Raw genomic sequence first — 15,361 nt, 5'->3', positions numbered from 1 at the left:
CGTCTCTCACCGGATGGCCCTCGTGCTCCGCGCGGGGGCCATGCGGCGTCGGCGGAGCTAGTTATGCCTTCTGGCGGCTCCGCCGCGGGCTCCGTCTCTCACCGGATGACCCTCGTGCTTCGCGCGGGGGCCATGCGGCGTCGGCGGAGCTAGTGGCGCCCTCTGGCGGCTCCGCCGCGCGCGGCTGCGCCGCGGGCTCCGTCTCGTGCCGGATGGCCCTCGTGCTTCGCGCGGGGGCCATGCGGCGTCGGCGGAGCTAGTGGTGCCTTATGGCGGCTGCGCCGCGGGCTCCGTCTCTCACCGGATGGCCCTCGTGCTCCGCGCGGGGGCCATGCGGCGTCGGCGGAGCTAGTTATGCCTTCTGGCGGCTGCGCCGCAGGCTCCGTCTCGCTCTGCTTCCCCCGGTCGCGATACGATCACACGCACGCTCGTGAGCTCGTTCTGGCAAGGAAAGTCACGGCGGTGAGGGTCAAGACTGTGCACGGGTGAGGGGAAGCGTCGTGGTGCGTCGGAAGAGAGATCGATTCGTAGCGGACGGAGCGCCTGCGCCTCGTCACGCCCGACGGATCGTCGCTGCCGGAGTGGCGATTTCGATATCGGCTGCGGCGCTGGTCGGCATCGGAGCATTCGCAGGATCAGCGAAGACCGCGACGCCTGACGCCTCTGCCGTGACGCTCGCCGCCCTCAGCTCGAAGGCGTCACCGCTGAAGATCACCAAGGTCACCGCCACCTCGACCGGCACGTCCGTGCGCACCACCCTGAAGATCACGAACAGCTCCTCCGTGCGGAAGCCGGCTCTCCGCGCCTGGCTCTACCTGGCCGCAGGCACCGAGAAGTACACGCTCGGCCAGGTCACCGTGAAGTCACTCGCGGGGGGCGCGAACGCGACGGTCCGCGCGATCCACCGTGATCCTGCCCGCGCGGCGAAAGGGAAGTACGCGGTCCTCGCCTGCACTGGCGTGTACTCGACGCAGAACTGCCGCGCGTCGGCGGCCAGTGTCAGGACCTCGCCCGCGACACGGGCACGTCCCGACACGGGTGTGATGCTCGATGTCGCTCGGGCCTACTACCCGGTGGCGCTGATCAAGAAGTACATCGACCTCCTCGCCGAGAACGGCGGCCGCTTTCTGCACCTGCACCTCACCGACGACCAGAACGTCGGAATCGAGAGCAGAGTCCTCGGCCAGACCCCCGCGAATGCCGATCTCGACGACGGCGTCTACACGAGTCGAGTGACCGGCCGTCCCTTTCTGAGCGCCGCGCAGGCTCGCGAGATCTCCGACTACTCAGCGAAGCGAGGCATCGCGCTCGTGCCCGAGATCGACACTCCCGGTCACATGGCTGCCGCATTCGCCCTTCTCGAGGCTCGACACGGCACCAAGTGGGTCGATCGCATTCGTTCGGGTGAAAGCGAGCTCGACACCTCGGCGCCGGGAAGTCTGGCGCTGGCGACCGAGCTGTACACGGAGGTGACGCGGACCTTCCCGTCCAGTCGCATCGTGCACATCGGCGGAGACGAATGGGGAGGCGGCGTCACCGCCGATCAACGCGTCAGATGGCTGAATGCGATGGCGGCCGCTGTCGGCAATCGTCAGGTGTGGGCCTGGAACGACGGGATCGACCGGACGGCGGTGAAGCGATTGGATCCGCGCGTCCGCGTCACCTACTGGAGCTTCGATGGAGATGCCGAAGACGAGGCGGAGCGCCTTGAACGGAGAAAGCACCGGGCGAGCGCGAACGATCTCTCGGCGGCGGGGATCGACCTGCTCAACTACAACTCGTACTACCTCTACGAGGTGCCGAGCGATCTCGACGAGGCCGACAGCGCGTACACCGTCGCCGATCTCCGCACGAACTGGTCGCTCCGGACATGGGACGGCGACTCCGGTTCGCTTCTTCCTGCTCCGATGTCGGGTGCGGCCGTGGCGATCTGGGGAGAGGACCTCGAGAAGCCGCCCTCGGACGCTCTCCTGCGCTGGAGCACGCCGCACGTGGTCGCGATGATCGAGACCGCGCGCTCCTGATTCTTCTCGTCGTCGAGAGCCGATCGCCGACATGCACGCCAGCCGTCGGCGAACATGGCGCGACAACCAGCTGATGCCGCCTATAGTAGCGGCGGGCTGACCGCCCGACCGCTTCCCCCAGACCCACAGGAGATCCCGATGGCTGCCGACTACGACGCCCCACGCAACGCCCCCGACACCGACGACAACGTCGTCTCCATCGACGCCCGAGCAACCAAGCCGACCGGCCTGACGGCCGACCTCGACGACGGCGACTCGGCCGACGGCTTCGAGCTCGAGGCCTCCATCGTCGACGAGGCGCTCGACGTCATCGTGCTGCCGATCCAGGAGCACGAGTTCACCTGCGTCGAGTGCTTCCTCGTCCGTCCGCGCATCCAGCTCGACCACGAGACGAAGCTCGGACCGGTGTGCATGGAGTGCGCCGCGCTCTAGATCGACAAACCGACGCGCTTTCGCCCCGGGCGGACACGACGCCTCCGCGGGTCTACCGTGCACCGCGTTGCTCCACGCAACACCCGAGGTGCGATGCGCGAAGGAGCAGACATGTCGAGCACGACGGCAAGCCAGAGCAAGGGTCCGGTGACGAGCCTCGTCGCCGCCCGGATGGACCGACTCCCCTGGACCAGGTTCCACTGGTCGATCATCGTCGGCCTCGGCATCTCGTGGGTGCTCGACGGTCTCGAGATCCAGATCGTGGCGTCGAACGGCTTCGCCCAGGAATTCAACATGTCCTCCGGGCAGGTCGGCGCACTCGGCACGACGTATCTGATCGGCCAGGTCGTCGGAGCCATCGTCTTCGGCCGGCTCTCCGACCGCCTGGGGCGCAAGAAGCTCTTCATCCTGACGCTGGTGATCTACCTGGTCGGATCGGGTGTCGCGGGCCTCTCGCCCGCCGTCTGGTTCCTGTTCGTCTTCCGATTCGTCGCCGGCCTCGGCATCGGCGGCGAGTACGCCGCCATCAACTCGGCGATCGACGAGCTGATCCCGGCCAAGTACCGCGGCCGCGTCGACATCGCCATCAACGGCACCTACTGGGGCGGTGCGGCTCTCGGAGCGGCGACCAACTACTTCTTCCTGAACCACGACATCTTCGCGGTCAACGTCGGCTGGCGCCTGGCGTTCTTCATCGGGCCGGTCCTCGGAATCCTGATCATCTTCCTCCGCCGCAACATCCCCGAGAGCCCCCGGTGGCTGATGACCCACGGCTTCCAGAAAGAGGCCGAGGCGACGGTCGACGACATCGAGTCGCGGGTGAAGCACGAGGGCGGCCACCTCGAAGACGTCGACCCGAAGCTCGCGATGGAGGTCAAGGCGACGGGCAGCATCCCGTTCCGGACGATCGCACGGGTCCTGTTCAAGCAGTACCCGACCCGCACGCTCGTCGGCGCGACCATGATGATCACGCAGTCGTTCCTCTACAACGCGATCTTCTTCACCTACGCGCTGGTGCTCACGAACTTCTACGGCCTCAGCGACAGCGGCGCCCAGGTCTACTTCTTCCCGTTCGCGATCGGCAACCTGGTCGGGCCCCTCGTGCTCGGGCCGCTCTTCGACACCATCGGCCGCCGCAAGATGATCTTCAGCACGTACGTGATCTCTGGAGCAGTGCTCGCGGTGTCGGCGGCCCTCTTCAGCGCCGACCTCCTGACCGCGACGACGCAGACGATCTTCTGGTGCGTGGCGTTCTTCTTCGCATCCGCCGGTGCGTCCAGCGCGTACCTGACCGTGTCCGAGATCTTCCCCCTCGAGATCCGCAGCCAGGCGATCTCGTACTTCTTCGCGCTCGCCCAGATCTTCGGCGCCCTTGCGCCGCTCATCTACGGCGTGCTCGTCGGCGACGGCACCGACCGCGGTCCGCTCACCGCGGGCTACTACCTGGGCGCGGCCATCATGATCATCGGAGGCGTCATCGCCCTGATCTTCGGGGTCAACGCCGAGCGACAGGGTCTGGAGTCGATCACCGAGCCCCTGTCGGTGGTGCGCAAGTAGCGCCGAACCCGCCGCTTCGGCTCAGCCCCTCGGGAGTTCCTGGGGGGCTGAGCCGTTTTCGCGGGCCTGAGCCGGCACCAGCGGCGTCTCTCCCGCGAGGTCGAGGCCGAGGTCGACGAGCACGACCCGCCCGGCGAGACCCGACGCGGGCGCCAGCAGCAGCCCGGCCTTCACGGCGCCGAACGTCACGGTCACCAACGCAGGAAGCACGGCTCCGGGCTCGGGCACCGACCCGTCGTCGCACCCGACGCCCGAGGGCAGATCCACCGCGACGACCGACGGCGCGCCCATCATCCGCGTGATCACGCGCGGGCGCACAGCCTCGACGACCTCCTCGGCCCGACCACGGAGCGCAGGATCTCCTCCGGACCCGATGCCGAGAATCCCGTCCACCACGACGTCCACCCCCTCGAGCAGCCCGTCGAACGCGGCCGAGCCGGGCATGGCCTCGCGCGCGTCGGCCGACGCGCCCGCAGCGACGGCGGCGGCGAGCCCGGCGTCGTGGACGCGCGAGCCCGTGGTGAGGATCCGCACGTCCGTGCCGTCGGCAGCGATGGACGCCGCGGCGAAGAGCGCATCGCCGCCGTTGTCTCCCGTTCCTGCGAGCACCAGGACCACGCCGGGTACGGATCCGCGGGTGCTCAGGACGGCGCGCACCTCGTCGGCGAGCGCAGCAGCGGCACGCCTCATCAGGGGTTCGCCCGCCTCGAGCAGGGGCGCCTCGGCCCGACGGACCTGCTCGGCGCTGTATCCCGGAGTCGTCATGCGGCCATGGTGGCACGGCGGACCCTCGGGAGTTGCGAGAATGGCCGGATGCGCGCAACGACTCCGAGCCCCTTCGACGGCACCGAGATCGCCTACGAGGTCTCGGGGGCGGGCGAGCCGCTCCTGCTCGTGCACGGGTCGGGGCTCTCGAAAGGCACGTGGCGGGGCCTCGGCTACCTGCGCGACCTCGAGAGCGACTTCACGGTGATCGCGCTCGACCTGCGGGGCCACGGCCGCAGCGGCAAGCCGCACGACGCGAGCGCGTACGTGCCCGCGGCGTTCGCCTCGGACGTCGACGCGGTGCTCGACGCTGCGGCACTCGGCCCCGTGCACTACGTCGGATACTCGATCGGCGCGCGCATCGGCCTGCGGCTCGCGCTCGACGAGCCGGCGCGCTTCCTGACTCTGACCACCATCGGCGGCTCGTTCGGCGACATGCACGGTCGCATCTCGTCGACGTTCTTCCCGACGTGGCGCGATGCGCTCGACAGCGGAGGGATGGACGAGTTCCTGAGGCGGTGGGGCGCGTTCCGCGGACGCGAGGTCGACCCGGCGACGGCTCAGGCGTTCCGGGCCAACGACCCGCTGGCGCTGCGCGCCTTCTTCGAGGCCGTCGAGGAGCAGCCCGAGATCACCGACGTCGAGACTGAGCGGATCACGGTGCCGAGCCTCCTGATCGCCGGCACTCACGACCACCCCCGCTACGAGCAGTCGCAGGCGGCGGCGAAGCGCATGCCGAGCGCCGCGTTCTTCGACCTGGTCGAGCAGGACCACAGCTCGTCGCTGCTGCCGGTCGACGAGGTCTCGGACCTGATCCGCACGTACGTCGAGGTGCAGCGGTCGCAGGTGCCCTAGGGCCGATGCCGACCGGCGTCGAAGCCGGGTGCGGACGTCATCGGCACGGGCCGGGACGGCGGCGGCCGATCAGGCCGCTCGGAAGCCGCAGCTCAGCCGCGGCCGGTGGGGTCGGCGGCCACGCCAGCGCCGACGCCGCCGACGGGCGATCCGGCCCACGAGACCAGGGTCCAGCCCGCGTCGGGCGAGCCGTCGAGCGTGACGACGCCGGTGTTGCCGAGCTCGTGCTCGCGCAAGAAGGAGCCGTCGTCCGACAGCCCGCGCGTCGTGGCCCACACGCGGATGGCGGCACCGTGGCTGACGGCGGCCGCCACAGCGACGCCGCTCGCGGCGATCTCGGCCACGGCGTCGTCGTACCGGGCGAAGAACTCGTGTCCGCTCGGACCGCCGGGCAGCCGCACGTCGAGATGGCCCTCCGCCCAGCGGTGGACAGGGTCGATGTAGCCCTCGTACGCCTCCTGGTCGGCTCGGTCTTCGAGGTCGCCGGCCTCGACCTCGCGGAGTCCGTCGAGCGGCATCGGCTGGATGCCGAGGGCGGCGGCCAACGGCGCCATCGTCTGGTGGGTGCGCACGAGCGTCGACACGAAGAGCGCCTCGATGCCCGTGTCCTGAAGCGCCGACGGGAGCGCCGCCGCCTGCTCGCGCCCCAGCTCGGTCAGGCTCGGCCCGGGCGCCCTCGTGTCGAGGATCCCCCCGACGTTCGCAGTGGTCTGACCGTGGCGGATGAGGAGCAGGCGCATGCCTCTCAGCCTACGATGCGGCATTCTGGTCGGGATGACTTCTCTCACCGACCACATCGACTCGTTCTCCGCGTTCATCTCGGCATCGCCGTCGTCGTACCACGCAGCCGAGGAGGCCGCGGCGCGTCTCACGGCGGCCGGCTTCGCGCGTCTGGCCGAGGGCGACGCCTGGCCGACGTCGGCCGGTCGGCGATTCATCGTGCGCGACGGCGCCGTGATCGCCTGGGTGCAGCCGGAGGGGGCGACCGCGACGACGCCGTTCCGGATCGTGGGCGCGCACACCGACTCGCCCTCGTTCAAGCTGAAGCCGAACCCCGACACGGGCAGCTACGGCTGGCAGCAGGCGGGCGTGGAGGTCTACGGCGGTCCGCTCTCGAACTCGTGGCTCGACCGAGACCTCGAGTTCGCCGGCCGCCTCGTCACCCGCGACGGCGCCGTCCACCTGGTGCGCACGGGGCCGGTCCTGCGCTTCCCGCAGCTGGCGATCCATCTCGACCGCGGGGTCAACGACGGGCTGAAGCTCGACCCGCAGCGTCACCTGCACCCGATCGTCGGACTCGACTCGTCGGGCGGGCGCGGCGGCGACATCCTCGGCGCCCTCGCCGACATCGCGGGGGTCCGGGCCGACGAGGTGCTGGGCCACGACGTGCTCGTCGCCGACACGGCGGCACCGGCGCGCATCGGCTTCGACGGCGAGCTGCTCGCGGCCGGCCGCATGGACAACCTCTCGAGCGTGCACGCGGGGCTGACCGCCCTGATCGAGGGGGCGCAGGAACTCGCCGCCGCTGCCTCCATCTCCGTCCTGGCCGCCTTCGACCACGAGGAGGTGGGGTCGGCCAGCACGAGCGGTGCGAGCGGCCCGATCCTGGCCGACGTGCTCACGCGCATCTCCGCCGGCCTCGGTGCCACCGACAGCGATCGATTCCGCGCGTTCTCGGCGTCGTGGTGCCTGTCGAGCGACGCCGGCCACGCGGTGCACCCGAACTACCCGGAGCGACACGACCCCGGCAACCTGCCGGTGCCGAACGGCGGGCCGCTGCTCAAGATCAACGCGAAGCAGCGCTACGCGACCGACGGCGTCGGCTCGGCCGAGTGGGCGCGGGCCTGCGAGCAGGCGGGCGTGCCGTTCCAGCCGTTCGTCTCGAACAACGCCATGCCCTGCGGGTCGACCATCGGACCGCTCACCGCGACCCTCCTGGGCATCCGCACGATCGACGTCGGCGCTCCCCTGCTGTCGATGCACTCGGCTCGCGAGCTGGCCGGGGTCGACGACCTCCTCTCGCTCTCGCTCGCTGCGGGGGCGTTCCTCCACCCGCGCGGCGTCTAGCGGCTCCCACCGCCGCCGGTCAATCCCCGCGCCTCCGACTTGGCATGGACGGGTCGGTCTGCCACTATGCCTGGTATGAAGCGCTACGAGAACCCTCGGGGGATCGGTTCGGAACGCTCATGACCAGCAGCTACTCGAGTGATCCCCGCGTTCCGCCCGTGCGTGTCGAGCATCTCGGCAAGCACCATCGGTCGACGCCTCACGGACCGGTGGGTCTGCCCACTGCGGCGCCGGCTCCCGATCCGGGGCCCAGCTACGAGGACTTCCTCGAGCCTGACGACACCGGCGGCGAAGTCCCCGACAGGACCGGCTGAGCACGACCGGCTGAGCAAGACCGGCTGAGCCCTCGACGGGCCCTCGACGGTAGGCCAGGGTAGACATGTCGGTGCACGACGCAACACGATGTCGGCATCGAGCGAGGCGGCCGCGCCGGGTGGCGCCCGCACAGAAAGGCACGCCATGACCACGACGTCGAACAGCGACTACGACCCCTCCGTCCTGAAGGGGGTGTTCGAGAGCCGGTTCACGTACGCAGCGGGTGTCGAGCGCAACGTCCACCGCTATGCGAGCCGCACGGCTCTCACCGACTCCGAGACGGGGCAGAGCTGGACCTACGCCGAGCTCGGCGAGGTCACCGGCCAGCTCGCCGCGGGCCTCGCGGACCGCGGCGTCGGCACGGGCGACGTGGTCTGCTACCAGCTCATGAACCGGCCCGAGTTCGCCTTCCTGTACGTCGCGACGCAGGGCCTCCGCGCGGTCGGGTCGCCCATGAACTTCCGGCTTGCCCCGGGCGAGACCGCCTTCATCCTCGACGACTCGAAGCCGCTGGTCTTCGTGTTCGAGGCGGCCGACGCCGCACTCATCGCGCAGGCGCTCGAGCTCGCCTCGCACCGGCCGAGCGTGCTGGTCGCCGTGGGCGACGCCGACGTCAGCGCGGTCGAGGGCGCGATCGGCTTCGACGAGCTGCTCGTCGAGGGGGCGCCGTCGTTCACCGCCCCCGCCGACGGCTCGACCTGGGACGAGACCACCCGCCTCTACACGTCGGGCACGACCGGCCGCCCGAAGGCCGTCCCGCTGTCGAGCCTCAACGAGGTGCTGACGGCGCACGACGTGATCATCAACATGTCGCTGACGCCCAAGGACAAGACGATGAACATGTCGCCGTGGTTCCACCGCGGCGGCACCTACTGCGCCGGCCCGAACACGGTCTTCTACGTGGGCGCCGAGGCCGTGACGCTGCCGCGCTTCGATGCCGGGCTGGTCATGGACCTCGTCGAGCAGCAGGGCGTCACGTACGTGATCGGCGCCCCCACCAACCTCGAGCGGCTCGCCGACGAGCAGGAGGCCACGCCCCGCGATCTCTCGACCCTCAAGGGGATCGTCACGATGGGCGCCCCCTTCGAGCGGAACGCCGCCCTCCGCTACCAGAAGGTTCTGACGCCGAACATCTCGAACGGCTACGGCACGACCGAGGCGTTCTGGAACACCTTCCTGCCGGGCGACGAGCTGACCACCTACGCGGGCGCCGCCGGTCGCGCGTCGATCGACGACGACGTCGTGGTCGTGGCCGTCCGCAGCACCGGGCTCGGCGACCCGGCCGACCAGGTCGCGACCGACGGCAAGGAGATCGGGGAGGTCGCCGTCCGGAGCGTGAAGTCGGGCTACGCCTACCGAAACAACCCCGAGGAGGACGCCAAGAAGTTCCGCGACGGCTGGTTCTTCGCCGGCGACCTCGCCACCTGGAACGACGACGAGGTGATCACCGTCGTCGGCCGCAAAGACGACATGATCATCTCGGGCGGCGAGAACGTCCACCCGGTGCAGGTCGAGGAGCTCCTCGCGCAGCACGGCGGCGTCGCCGACTCGATCGTCTGCGGCCTGCCCGACACCGAGTGGGGCCAGATCGTCGTGGCCTACGTCGTCCGCCGAGATGGCCTCCCCGCCGACGACCAGGCCGCTGCCGACGAGCTCGAGGCGTACTGCCGCGCGTCGGCCGAGCTCGCCGACTTCAAGCGCCCGCGCTTCTACGCGTTCGTCGACGAGCTGCCGTACACCGCCACCGGCAAGAAGCAGCACTTCGTGATGCAGGACCGCTCGACGCGCGACTTCGCCGACGGCGAGTTCACCAAGCCGAAGCGGTAGCGCTCCCCCGGTGCCGTCCGGGCGTGACCCAGGTGAGTCCTCCCGGCGTACCCCCGTGGTACCCCGGGACGATGCCGGGCGGCCGGGCTCTGCGTAGCTTCGTGAGCATGGAATCAGAGAGCACGGAGAAGACAGCATGATCATCGCAGACGGCCTCACCAAGCGGTACGGCGAGCGCGTGGCTCTCGACCACGTGTCGTTCGAAGTCCAGCCCGGCATGGTGACCGGCTTCCTCGGCCCGAACGGCGCCGGCAAGTCGACCACGATGCGCCTCATCGTCGGTCTCGACCGCGCCTCCGAGGGGGGCGTCACGGTCAACGGCAAGCGCTACGCCGATCACCGCGCCCCGCTCCGCGAGGTCGGCGTGCTCCTCGACGCGAAAGCCGTGCACCGCGGCCGCAGCGCCTACGACCACCTCCTCGCCATGGGCGCCACCCACGGCATCGGCGCCAAGCGCGTCAAGGAGGTCATCGCCCTCACCGGCCTCGAGTCGGTCGCGAAGAAGCGCGTCGGCGGCTTCTCGCTCGGCATGGGCCAGCGCCTCGGAATCGCCGCCGCCCTGCTCGGCGACCCTGCCACTCTGATCCTCGACGAGCCGGTCAACGGCCTCGATCCCGAGGGCGTCGTCTGGGTCCGCACCCTGGCACGGCACCTGGCCCGCGAGGGCCGCACCGTCTTCCTCTCGTCGCACCTGATGAGCGAGATGGCCCAGACCGCCGACCACATCATCGTGCTCGGCCGCGGCCGGGTCATCGCCGACGAGTCGGTCGAGACGATCCTCGCCCGAGCCAAGGGCGACGGAGTCCGCGTCCGCACCCCGCACGCCTCGTCCCTCACACCGCTCCTCCAGGGCCAGGGCATCACGGTCACCGGGACCGCGGCCGACCTCCTCGAGGTCCACGGTCTGCCGGCCTCCCGCATCGGCGAGCTCGCCGCCGCCTCCGGCGTCGTCCTGCACGAGCTGACCCCCCTCTCCGGCTCCCTCGAGGACGCCTACATGAGCCTCACCCAGGACGAGGTGGAGTACCGCGACACCTCGGTGCCCGACGCCGCCGCCGTCTCCGCCGACACCCAGAAGGAGGCAGTCCGATGAGCACCGCGACCGCACCCGCCCGTCTCACCAGCCACGCGAGCCTCTCGCACCTCACCTTCGCCGGGCTCCTCCGCTCGGAGTGGATCAAGCTCCGCAGCCTCCGCTCGACGTTCTGGTGCTTCGCGCTGATCTTCGTGCTCAACGTCGGGTTCGCTCTGCTCATCGCATCAAGCGGTATCGGCGGCACAGGTGACGGCACGCGCCTCCCCTACGAGCTCGCTCAGACGGGTGCGACGCAGGCCGTCACGCTCGGTATCAACTTCACGTCACTGATCGCGGCCGTGCTCGGTGCGCTCGTCATCACCGGCGAGTACGGCACCGGGATGATCAAGTCGACCTTCACGGCAGATCCGCGCCGCCTCGGCGCGGTGTTCGCCAAAGCCATCGTGTTCGGGATCACGACGTTCGTCGTCGGCCTCGTGTCGCTCGTGGTCTCGGCGCTCGTGGCGTCGCCCATCCTCTCGAGCAGCAGCGACATCGATCTCGACTGGTCGGACGGCACGTTCTGGCTCGCCCTCGTCGGCGGTGCCGGCTACCTCGCGCTCGCTGGACTGATCGCGTTCGCCCTGGGTGTCGTCATCCGCGCCAGCGCCGGCGGCATCGCTGCCGGGATCGGGCTGCTCTTCGTCGCTCAGATCGGCATGCAGATCGTCTTCGGCATCACACAGGCCAAGTGGGCGGAAAACGTCCTGGCGTTCCTGCCGTCGAATGCCGGCAGCCTCATGTTCGGCTACGGAGCCGGCGAGGCGAGTGTCGTGAAGGGTGTCGTCTCGCTCGATCAGGGCCTCGGGTTCGTCGTAGTGCTCGGGTGGCTTCTCGTCACCGGCATCCTCGCCGTGATCCTGGTCAAGCGCCGCGACGCGTAGCGTCCGCTCCCCGAGATGGCCGTCGCCGTCGCCTCCCCGGCCGGGAGGCGACGACGGCGGCCATCTCGCGTACGTCCGAGAGGTCTCGCTCGACACCCCAGGGAGCGCGAGCCGTGCCGACCCGCCAAAACGACGGCTGTCGGACGTAGAATCTCGCGCATGAGCTTGTACGACGTCCCCGTCGAGACCGCGTCCGGTACCACCACCTCCCTCGCCGAGTACAGCGACAAGCTGCTGCTCGTCGTCAACGTCGCCAGCCGCTGCGGCCTCACCCCTCAGTACGCCGACCTCCAGCAGCTCCAGGAGAAGTACCGCGACCAGGGCCTCCAGGTCGTCGGCTTCCCGTGCAACCAGTTCAACGGGCAGGAGCCCGGCTCGAACGAGGAGATCCAGGAATTCTGCGTCGCCACCTACGGCGTCGACTTCCCGGTGTTCGCGAAGGTCGACGTGAACGGCGACGACCGGCACGCGATCTACGACGAGCTCACCGCCGTCGAGGACGCCTCGGGCGAGGCCGGTGACGTGAAGTGGAACTTCGAGAAGTACCTCGTCGCGCCCGGCGGCGGAGTCGTCGCGCGCGTCCGCCCGCAAGAGAGCCCGGCCGCCGACGAGTTCGTCGCCCTCGTCGAGGCCAACCTGCCCGTGCCGGTCGTCGGCTAGAGCCGCCGCCGCCCCGCGGGGCCGTGACCCTCCCCAGCGCCGCAGAGACTAGCCCCGGGGCGCCGCCGTCGACTCGCGCACCACGAGCGACGTGGCCAGCTGCAGGTGGTGGGAGAGCGGCGCCGAGCCCTCGATCATGGCGAGGACCGTCGACAGGGCCGTCCGGCCGATCTCGTCGAGCGGCGTGTGCACGGTCGTGAGCAGGACCGGCGCCGGCAGGGCCGCGTACGTGTCGTCGTAGCCGACGACGCTGACGTCGTCGGGCACACGGAGTCCGGCGCGCGCGAGCTCGCGCATCACGGCGAGCGCGCCCGGATCGCTCGACACGAAGAACGCGGTCGGCGGGTCGACGAGGTCCATCATCCGCACCGCCTCGGGCCCGGCGCTGATCATGCCGTCCTCCGAGACGAGCGCCGAGTCTTCGTCGAGCCCCGCCGCCTCGAGCGCCGACCGGTAGCCGGCGCGCCGCTCGCGGAGCCCGGCGTGCGTGGCGAGGCCTCCGACGAAGCCGATCCGGCGGTGCCCCAGGCCCAGCAGATGCTCGGTGGCCTGCATGGCTCCCGACCAGTTGTTGGAGCCGACGCTTGCGACGTCGGGGTCGAGCGCGTTGGGCGGGTCGATCGAGACCACCGGGAGGTCCAGCTCGGCGCACACCCGGAGCGCGTCGCGCGAGAGCTGGGTCGTCACGACGAGGAGCCCGGCGTAGCCGCGCTGCCAGAGCGCACGGATCCGGTGCGGCTCGAGGCGCGACGCGGGCCCCGGGTCGAGCGGCGCGATGACGTCGGCGACGATCTCGACGCCAACGGCGTGGCCCCCGGCGAGGAGCGCGTCGAGCATCCGCAGCGAGTACAGGTTCGCGAGCGTGTCGAAGAGCACGAGGATGCGACGACGTCCGCCCGACTCCGGCGCTCGCGTCGTCGGGGCGTAGTCGAGGAGCCGGACGGCGTCGTGGACGCGCAGGCGGGTGGCCTCCGAGACCCCGGGCCGGTCGTTCAGGACCTTCGAGACGGTGGCCTTCGAGACGCCGACGACCTCGGCGACGCTGTCGAGGGTGGCGCGGCGGCGGGGGGCTTCGGGCATGGAGTCCATAGTAGCGAAAAGGTTTCGCCAGTTCCTGCGCAGGCGTGCCCTTTCTACGAAGCGGATGTGAGGGCTCACAGCCGTGTTGACGCGGCTTGAAAACCGACCTAGAGTCGCTTTTGAGCGAAACAAGACGAAAATGTTTCGCACAGTGCAGTACCGCAACGACAGTGCAGTACGGCAACGAGAGTGCAGAGTCGCAACGACCGCGGCGCCACCGCTCGGAGCGCAACGAAGCCCTAGTGCAAGGAAGCATGCCGTGAACGACGACGACACCAGCAGCGCCATCTACCCCAACCCGATCCTGCCCGGATTCAACCCCGATCCCAGCGTGGTCGCGGCCGACGGGGCGTACTACATCGTCACCTCGACCTTCGAGTACTACCCGGGCCTGCCCGTCTACCGCAGCCACGACTTCGTGACCTGGGAGCAGGTCGGCAACGTCGGCACGCGCCTCGGCCAGCTGGCCGTCACCGAGGTTCCGACCGGCCTCGGCGTCTGGGCCCCGACCATCCGCTACCGCGACGGCGTCTTCTACGTCATCGTCGTGATTCCCGCCGGACGCGGCTGCGTCGTCTTCACCGCCACCGACCCCGCGGGCGAGTGGAGCGACGGCACCGTCGTCGAGGGCTTGAACGGCATCGACCCCGACCTCGCCTGGGACGATGAGGGCACCGCCTACGTCACCTACTCGGGCCTCGTCATGAGCGGCGACGAGCTCGGCACGCACCTGGGCATCCAGCAGGTCAAGGTCGACCTCGCCACCGGCGCGATCCTCGAGGAGCCCCGCTCGCTCTGGTCGGGCTCGGGCTTCATGTTCCCCGAGGCGCCGCACCTCTACCACCGCGGCGAGTACTGGTACCTGATGATCGCCGAGGGCGGCACCGAGCGCGGCCACGGCGTCTCGATCGCCCGCGGCACCTCGCCCGAGGGTCCGTTCACGGCCTACGACGCCAACCCCTTCCTGACGGCGCGGAGCACGATCCGACCCGTGCAGAACACCGGCCACGGCGACCTCGTCGAGGGCCCCGCTGGCCAGACTCTGATCGTCCTGCTCGGCGTCCGCCCCGGCGGCGGCACCCGCGCGTTCTCACCGCTCGGCCGCGAGACCTTCGTGTCGACCGTCGACTGGATCGACGGCTGGCCCGTCGCCCAGCCGGTCCTCCTCTCCGAGCAGAGGCCGATCGCCGACTCCGTGCGCTTCGACGCTCCGCTCGACGACCGCTGGATGGCCGTCCGCCGCACCCCCGCCGAGATCGCCGCCATCGACGCCGAGCGCGGCGTGCTCACCCTGACCGGCGACGGATCGACCCTCGACGACGCGCACCCCGTCTTCGTCGGCCGCCGCCAGCTGACCTGGTCGGTCACGTCGCAGACCACGGTCGACGTCTCGAACGGTACCGGCGGCCTCGGCGTGCGCTACGACCAGCAGGCCCACTACGAGATCGAGGCCCGCACCGACGGCGACGAGGTCGTCGTGACCGCCCGCGCCTCCGTGCCGAGCTTCAGCCGGGAGTGGTCCGGCCGCCTGCCCGCCGGGCCCGTCACGCTCCACCTCGACTCGGCCGCACCCGAGGCCGACGGGTTCGGCCCCGACATGATGACCAGCGACTTCGTGTCGCTCTGGGCGTCGTCCGGGGTGCCGGGCGGCGCCTATCAGGAGCTCCGCCTCGCGTCCGTCGACGGCCGCTACCTGACCGCCGAGACGGCCGCCTCCTTCACCGGCCGCGTGATCGGCCTGTACGCCACTGCCGGCACCGTCGCGTTCGACGGGTACGACGCCACCGGCGTCTGACCCGCCCCGCTCTCCTCCTCCCCCT

Annotated in this window: 13 protein-coding genes; 10 read left to right on the top strand and 3 right to left on the bottom strand. The window is 70.3% G+C overall.

The window, feature by feature from the left end; translation table 11 throughout:
- The first annotated feature begins 581 nt into the window (after nucleotides 1-581).
- From AC07TY_RS07850 to AC07TY_RS07840, 3 genes are all read left to right on the top strand, one after another.
- A complete protein-coding gene (locus tag AC07TY_RS07850) occupies nucleotides 582-2,024 on the top strand; it encodes a family 20 glycosylhydrolase (RefSeq protein WP_494784926.1) in 1,443 nt (480 codons plus the stop codon).
- Between the two features lie 138 nt (nucleotides 2,025-2,162).
- Entirely contained in the window at nucleotides 2,163-2,456 is a 294-nt protein-coding gene (locus AC07TY_RS07845) for a DUF4193 family protein (protein WP_199738217.1), read from the top strand.
- Between the two features lie 111 nt (nucleotides 2,457-2,567).
- Complete coding sequence (locus AC07TY_RS07840; protein WP_233579890.1) at nucleotides 2,568-4,013, top strand: MFS transporter; 1,446 nt, start codon at nucleotides 2,568-2,570, stop codon at nucleotides 4,011-4,013.
- A gap of 21 nt (nucleotides 4,014-4,034) precedes the next feature.
- Here the strand turns inward: AC07TY_RS07840 and AC07TY_RS07835 are convergent, their stop codons facing one another.
- On the bottom strand, nucleotides 4,035-4,778 hold the full coding sequence (locus AC07TY_RS07835; RefSeq protein WP_494784925.1) for an NAD(P)H-hydrate epimerase: 744 nt from the start codon (nucleotides 4,776-4,778) through the stop codon (nucleotides 4,035-4,037).
- 48 nt (nucleotides 4,779-4,826) lie between these two features.
- Here AC07TY_RS07835 and AC07TY_RS07830 point away from each other — a divergent pair, with 48 nt between their 5' ends.
- Nucleotides 4,827-5,633: an alpha/beta fold hydrolase gene (locus tag AC07TY_RS07830; protein ID WP_158614162.1), complete on the top strand. Its 807-nt coding sequence runs from the start codon at nucleotides 4,827-4,829 to the stop codon at nucleotides 5,631-5,633.
- 92 nt (nucleotides 5,634-5,725) lie between these two features.
- Here the strand turns inward: AC07TY_RS07830 and AC07TY_RS07825 are convergent, their stop codons facing one another.
- Complete coding sequence (locus AC07TY_RS07825) at nucleotides 5,726-6,373, bottom strand: histidine phosphatase family protein (RefSeq protein WP_494784924.1); 648 nt, start codon at nucleotides 6,371-6,373, stop codon at nucleotides 5,726-5,728.
- A 34-nt stretch (nucleotides 6,374-6,407) separates the two neighbouring features.
- Here AC07TY_RS07825 and AC07TY_RS07820 point away from each other — a divergent pair, with 34 nt between their 5' ends.
- From AC07TY_RS07820 to AC07TY_RS07800, 5 genes are all read left to right on the top strand, one after another.
- Nucleotides 6,408-7,700, top strand: coding sequence for a M18 family aminopeptidase (locus tag AC07TY_RS07820; protein WP_494784923.1), 1,293 nt, complete (start codon nucleotides 6,408-6,410; stop codon nucleotides 7,698-7,700).
- Between the two features lie 459 nt (nucleotides 7,701-8,159).
- Complete coding sequence (locus tag AC07TY_RS07815) at nucleotides 8,160-9,842, top strand: class I adenylate-forming enzyme family protein (RefSeq protein ID WP_488624553.1); 1,683 nt, start codon at nucleotides 8,160-8,162, stop codon at nucleotides 9,840-9,842.
- Between the two features lie 136 nt (nucleotides 9,843-9,978).
- A complete protein-coding gene (locus tag AC07TY_RS07810; protein WP_494784922.1) occupies nucleotides 9,979-10,935 on the top strand; it encodes an ABC transporter ATP-binding protein in 957 nt (318 codons plus the stop codon).
- Nucleotides 10,932-11,801 carry an ABC transporter permease gene (locus AC07TY_RS07805; RefSeq protein WP_494784921.1) on the top strand — a complete coding sequence of 290 codons (870 nt, stop codon included), beginning with the start codon at nucleotides 10,932-10,934 and terminating at the stop codon, nucleotides 11,799-11,801. Before AC07TY_RS07810 ends, AC07TY_RS07805 begins: the two co-directional genes overlap by 4 nt.
- Nucleotides 11,802-11,960: 159 nt before the next feature.
- On the top strand, nucleotides 11,961-12,461 hold the full coding sequence (locus AC07TY_RS07800) for a glutathione peroxidase (protein WP_494784920.1): 501 nt from the start codon (nucleotides 11,961-11,963) through the stop codon (nucleotides 12,459-12,461).
- Nucleotides 12,462-12,509: 48 nt separating this feature from the next.
- Here AC07TY_RS07800 and AC07TY_RS07795 read toward each other — a convergent pair whose 3' ends face one another.
- Complete coding sequence (locus AC07TY_RS07795) at nucleotides 12,510-13,541, bottom strand: LacI family DNA-binding transcriptional regulator (protein ID WP_494784919.1); 1,032 nt, start codon at nucleotides 13,539-13,541, stop codon at nucleotides 12,510-12,512.
- Nucleotides 13,542-13,800: 259 nt separating this feature from the next.
- Between AC07TY_RS07795 and AC07TY_RS07790 the strand changes: the two genes are divergently transcribed.
- On the top strand, nucleotides 13,801-15,336 hold the full coding sequence (locus tag AC07TY_RS07790) for a glycoside hydrolase family 43 protein (protein ID WP_494784918.1): 1,536 nt from the start codon (nucleotides 13,801-13,803) through the stop codon (nucleotides 15,334-15,336).
- The last annotated feature ends 25 nt before the right edge of the window (nucleotides 15,337-15,361 follow it).

Source organism: Frondihabitans sp. GW821-FHT04F02, from assembly GCF_059420045.1.
This window is presented reverse-complemented; position numbering and strand designations above follow the sequence as displayed.

Bases quoted from the DNA above. Each gene is read 5' to 3' on its own strand.
- AC07TY_RS07820 (WP_494784923.1), top strand. From the start codon at position 6,408: ATGACTTCTCTCACCGACCACATCGACTCGTTCTCCGCGTTCATCTCG.
- AC07TY_RS07825 (WP_494784924.1), bottom strand. From the start codon at position 6,373: ATGCGCCTGCTCCTCATCCGCCACGGTCAGACCACTGCGAACGTCGGG.
- AC07TY_RS07815 (WP_488624553.1), top strand. From the start codon at position 8,160: ATGACCACGACGTCGAACAGCGACTACGACCCCTCCGTCCTGAAGGGG.
- AC07TY_RS07800 (WP_494784920.1), top strand. From the start codon at position 11,961: ATGAGCTTGTACGACGTCCCCGTCGAGACCGCGTCCGGTACCACCACC.
- AC07TY_RS07840 (WP_233579890.1), top strand. From the start codon at position 2,568: ATGTCGAGCACGACGGCAAGCCAGAGCAAGGGTCCGGTGACGAGCCTC.
- AC07TY_RS07805 (WP_494784921.1), top strand. From the start codon at position 10,932: ATGAGCACCGCGACCGCACCCGCCCGTCTCACCAGCCACGCGAGCCTC.
- AC07TY_RS07810 (WP_494784922.1), top strand. From the start codon at position 9,979: ATGATCATCGCAGACGGCCTCACCAAGCGGTACGGCGAGCGCGTGGCT.
- AC07TY_RS07795 (WP_494784919.1), bottom strand. From the start codon at position 13,541: ATGCCCGAAGCCCCCCGCCGCCGCGCCACCCTCGACAGCGTCGCCGAG.
- AC07TY_RS07830 (WP_158614162.1), top strand. From the start codon at position 4,827: ATGCGCGCAACGACTCCGAGCCCCTTCGACGGCACCGAGATCGCCTAC.
- AC07TY_RS07835 (WP_494784925.1), bottom strand. From the start codon at position 4,778: ATGACGACTCCGGGATACAGCGCCGAGCAGGTCCGTCGGGCCGAGGCG.
- AC07TY_RS07845 (WP_199738217.1), top strand. From the start codon at position 2,163: ATGGCTGCCGACTACGACGCCCCACGCAACGCCCCCGACACCGACGAC.